A 3,564-nucleotide genomic window follows, 5' to 3' on the forward strand; every position below is an offset into this window, starting at 1 on the left:
ACATAAGGCAACAAGCCCTTACTCGAACTTAATGGATGTCAGTGAAAGGAGTGAGGAGGCACGACAAGCGGCAACGAGGAAGAATGACGAGGCGCAGGCGTTTAGGATTGCAGCGATATCCTTTTAGATAGGGACTGTAGAGAGGCACACCCTGGGGCGGCACGGAGTGACTCATCAGGGTGATGCCACTCTTAGGCCATAGGTGAAAGATACCAGCGAAAAGCCTTGCCCAAAGGGTAACGCCCAGGTCCACCACAGTTTTTAAGATAGTGAATTGCTAAAAAATAAAAAAAGGGGGGTTTTTCCCCACAAACACCAAAAGAAATAATTTACCCAAAAATGGTAAAACAACCTTTACATTGGTAAAGCCACTGTTAGTATGTATATAGATTTATCTTTCATGGAGTTATAGATATGAACGTCGTCCTACAGTCAATTAGACAAACCGCAATAAACATGAACCAAGAGCAATCGCACTTAGAAGAAGCGCTTAAAACGCAACTAAGAATTAACGTGACAGATGAGGACTTGGTGGATGGTGTTGACCGTCTAATTTACAACCACAGTTTGAATAAAACAGAAGTTATAAAACAGCTTCGCACCACTAAACCGACGTTCAAAAAGAAGCTGACTGAGGCAGAAGAACTTGGATTAATTGGAGAGCACACATCACAAGGAAAAGCGCACCTTTACACTAATGATCAAGTACACATACTCATGGAACACTTTGGCGCTCCTAAATTTCACGAGCACCACGACAGTAAACTAATCGTTGTCACAAACCACAAAGGCGGTACCGGTAAAACGAGTACGACTTTAGCCTTAGCAACGGCCACCGCATTGGATTTAGATCTAAATGCTCGCGTATTAATACTTGATCTTGATCCCCAAGGCTCTGCGGGACAAGGCACAATGCAAATCGCAGAAGACAGTATTTACGTTACCATGACAGATATTCTTCTAGCAGAGTTTGAGCCAGACAATGAAGATAATGCTGTGAATGCACTATTGAAAAATGGCTATACGATTGAAGAGATAATTAAGCAGTGCGCGTTTTCTACACACCTTAGTAATTTATCTGTGATTACCGCTTTCCCAAGCGATGAACGCTTTGTAGATACTTATTGGCAGCTTGATGAAAATGAGCAAGTACGCTTATTACGTAAGTTTTCAGAGGTTGTACTGCCAATCCTAAAAGAAGTATTTGATGTTATCTTTGTAGATATGCCACCCCAAGATAGCCCTATCACATGGTCAGCATTAGAAGCAGCCGAAATGCTGCTTGTTCCGGTGACACCTCGCTACTATGACTATGCTTCAACCACGAATTTCATGAGCAACCTTTCAGATCGTCTAGAGTCACTCCCATCTATGGGTAGTAATTTACAGTGGTATAAACTGGCAGCAGTAAACTATCAAGAATCAAGCAAACCCGAATACGACACGTTCCAAAAACTCATGCGCTCTGTGCGTAACAACCTGATGACGTCGACCATTGCACACAGTGATGCGTTTACCGCTACAGCTAACATTGGACGAACTGTCTTAGATATAAAAAAGTCAGAAGAAGTCTGTACCAGCAAGCAATTTGATGTGGCAGTGAGCTCAGTGAATTTATTTTATAAACAGTTCAAGAATGAATTGATTCAATTAGCAATTAAATAGGCAGAGCTATGAAACGTCCAAATAAGAAAGGCAATTTATCGATCGGTTCTGGTTTAAGTTTATCGAATAAAAATGCACCAATGATAAAAACAATTAAGTTTGGCCAGACTGACTATAAGGCTCGTCATGTAATCATTCCGTCCGCAGAGCTTGAGAGTAAGACCATAGCTCACCCTCTAAATACCCGCCACCAAGAGTCTTTGACATTGGAGGCCGTAAGAGACATTTACCCAGAAGTATTAGCAGAGGGTATCAAACAAGAGGGTGTAGCGTACTTCAACAAAGAACTAGAACGGTATGAACTTTTTGATGCTACACGTCGTCGTTTTTGTGGAATCAAGGCAGGACGAGATTTACCACTATGGGTCTTGGATGAACTGCCAAGTGCGAAAGACATTGCGGCCTATGTTGAACTAACGCAAAAGGTTAGATTTTTTTCATGGCGTGAGGTAGGTATGAAATACCTAAATTATGCAGAAGAACAAGGTATTAGTTCTGATGATTTGGTTCAAATCGGAAAAGAGTTTGGTGTCAGCATTGTCACTATTCGAAAAAAACTCAATGCTGCAAAACTAAACAAAGCACTAATCGAATCATTCCCTGATTGCGAAGGTATTCCGACTACGTTCTATACAAGACTTGGAAAGATTGAACGAACCCTCGCCAAAACGAAACTTAGCGTTGAAACCTTTGTTGAGAATGAACTGGCCTCATTCAATACCAAAGCTACCGATGTTTCTGATATTCAAGCTAAGTTACTTGAGTATTACGAGACGAAATTAGAACTTTTGGTTGATGATGAGTCTAAGCCTCAACAGAAGGTTGAGGAGTTAGCGATTTACGGAAACAAGAATACTTATGCTCGATTAAAAACCAGTGCTGACGGGCGTAAAAAATCATTTGAATTTTCCCGCTTACCGAAAGAACTAACCGAGGATATAGAGTCGTACATCAGACAAAAACTGAGTAAAAACAATTGAAACCTCCCCAAAAGTAAAAAATGCCATCGCCCCTTTTATCATAAGGGTTCATGGCAAAGGGACATAAAAAAAAGGGGGGTTTTTCCCCGTAATTATCACAAGAAAAGACGTTCAAAATGCCATCAATACTCAGCCTTACATTTCAAGTTAAGAATTGCGGGTAGACCTACAAACATATAAAACTCAAATAAACCCTCAGTTTATTTATTAGCTGTGAAACGCCTCAAATGTGAGGCGTTTTTTGTGTTTGAGAACGACAAAGACTCTTAAACATAGCTGGAGAAAGGGACCTTATCCGATGACTAATTACCTTCTAGCTGCAACTTTTCATACATTTCAACTACAGTTAGATAATGATGTCAGCAATATTCGCTATCTTTACTGCAGTTTCCCCTAAAGCTTGTATACGCATTTTTAACTCTGCCTGACTCAGGTTTTGTTGTGATGCTCTGAGCACAACCGCTTTTAGCTTTTCATATTCAACAACATTAATCTCTGGATTGATTTTTTTTAAATCTGAAATTGAAAGCCCAGATAACTTGGTAAGTTCAGAGCCATATGTTCCATTGAACGTTTCTTCTATAGCTGAGAAATCATCACTAAGTAACCTTTCTAATTCTTCTAATTTACTCATGTTAAAACCTTTTATTATTTGATATTTAGTTTTTCGATAGCGTTTTAAAGCTTTTCTTTTGCGCCTTCAACACCGCCAATATCATCTAGTTCTTTCTGACTTTTATTAGTCAGCTCTGCTATTTCATCAGAAGCGATAGCCAGCTTGGTTGCGATAAAGTTATTTACATCTGTTTCAATCCCTATTTCGCTCAATAACTCATTTTGAGTTTCATGAACTTTAGCTATAGAGGCTTTGTTGCGTAATTCAGTTTAGAGACAGAGCCGCCCGTTTTGCATGCTTTTT

4 protein-coding genes are annotated in these 3,564 nt (G+C 39.8%); 2 read left to right on the forward strand and 2 right to left on the reverse strand.

Annotation, left to right across the window (positions count from 1 at the left end):
- Window positions 1-414 precede the first annotated feature (414 nt).
- Both ACED60_RS25385 and ACED60_RS25390 read left to right on the forward strand, forming a co-directional pair.
- Window positions 415-1,665 carry a ParA family protein gene (locus ACED60_RS25385; protein ID WP_371691517.1) on the forward strand — a complete coding sequence of 417 codons (1,251 nt, stop codon included), beginning with the start codon at window positions 415-417 and terminating at the stop codon, window positions 1,663-1,665.
- An 8-nt stretch (window positions 1,666-1,673) separates the two neighbouring features.
- Window positions 1,674-2,645 carry a ParB family protein gene (locus ACED60_RS25390; RefSeq protein ID WP_371691516.1) on the forward strand — a complete coding sequence of 324 codons (972 nt, stop codon included), beginning with the start codon at window positions 1,674-1,676 and terminating at the stop codon, window positions 2,643-2,645.
- A gap of 346 nt (window positions 2,646-2,991) precedes the next feature.
- Here the strand turns inward: ACED60_RS25390 and ACED60_RS25395 are convergent, their stop codons facing one another.
- Window positions 2,992-3,279, reverse strand: a complete 288-nt coding sequence (locus ACED60_RS25395; protein WP_016767519.1) for a hypothetical protein — start codon at window positions 3,277-3,279, stop codon at window positions 2,992-2,994.
- A gap of 44 nt (window positions 3,280-3,323) precedes the next feature.
- A complete protein-coding gene (locus ACED60_RS25400) occupies window positions 3,324-3,473 on the reverse strand; it encodes a hypothetical protein (RefSeq protein ID WP_371728716.1) in 150 nt (49 codons plus the stop codon).
- Between the last annotated feature and the right edge of the window lie 91 nt (window positions 3,474-3,564).

Source organism: Vibrio sp. 1F279, from assembly GCF_041439815.1.
GTDB lineage: Bacteria > Pseudomonadota > Gammaproteobacteria > Enterobacterales > Vibrionaceae > Vibrio > Vibrio tasmaniensis_A.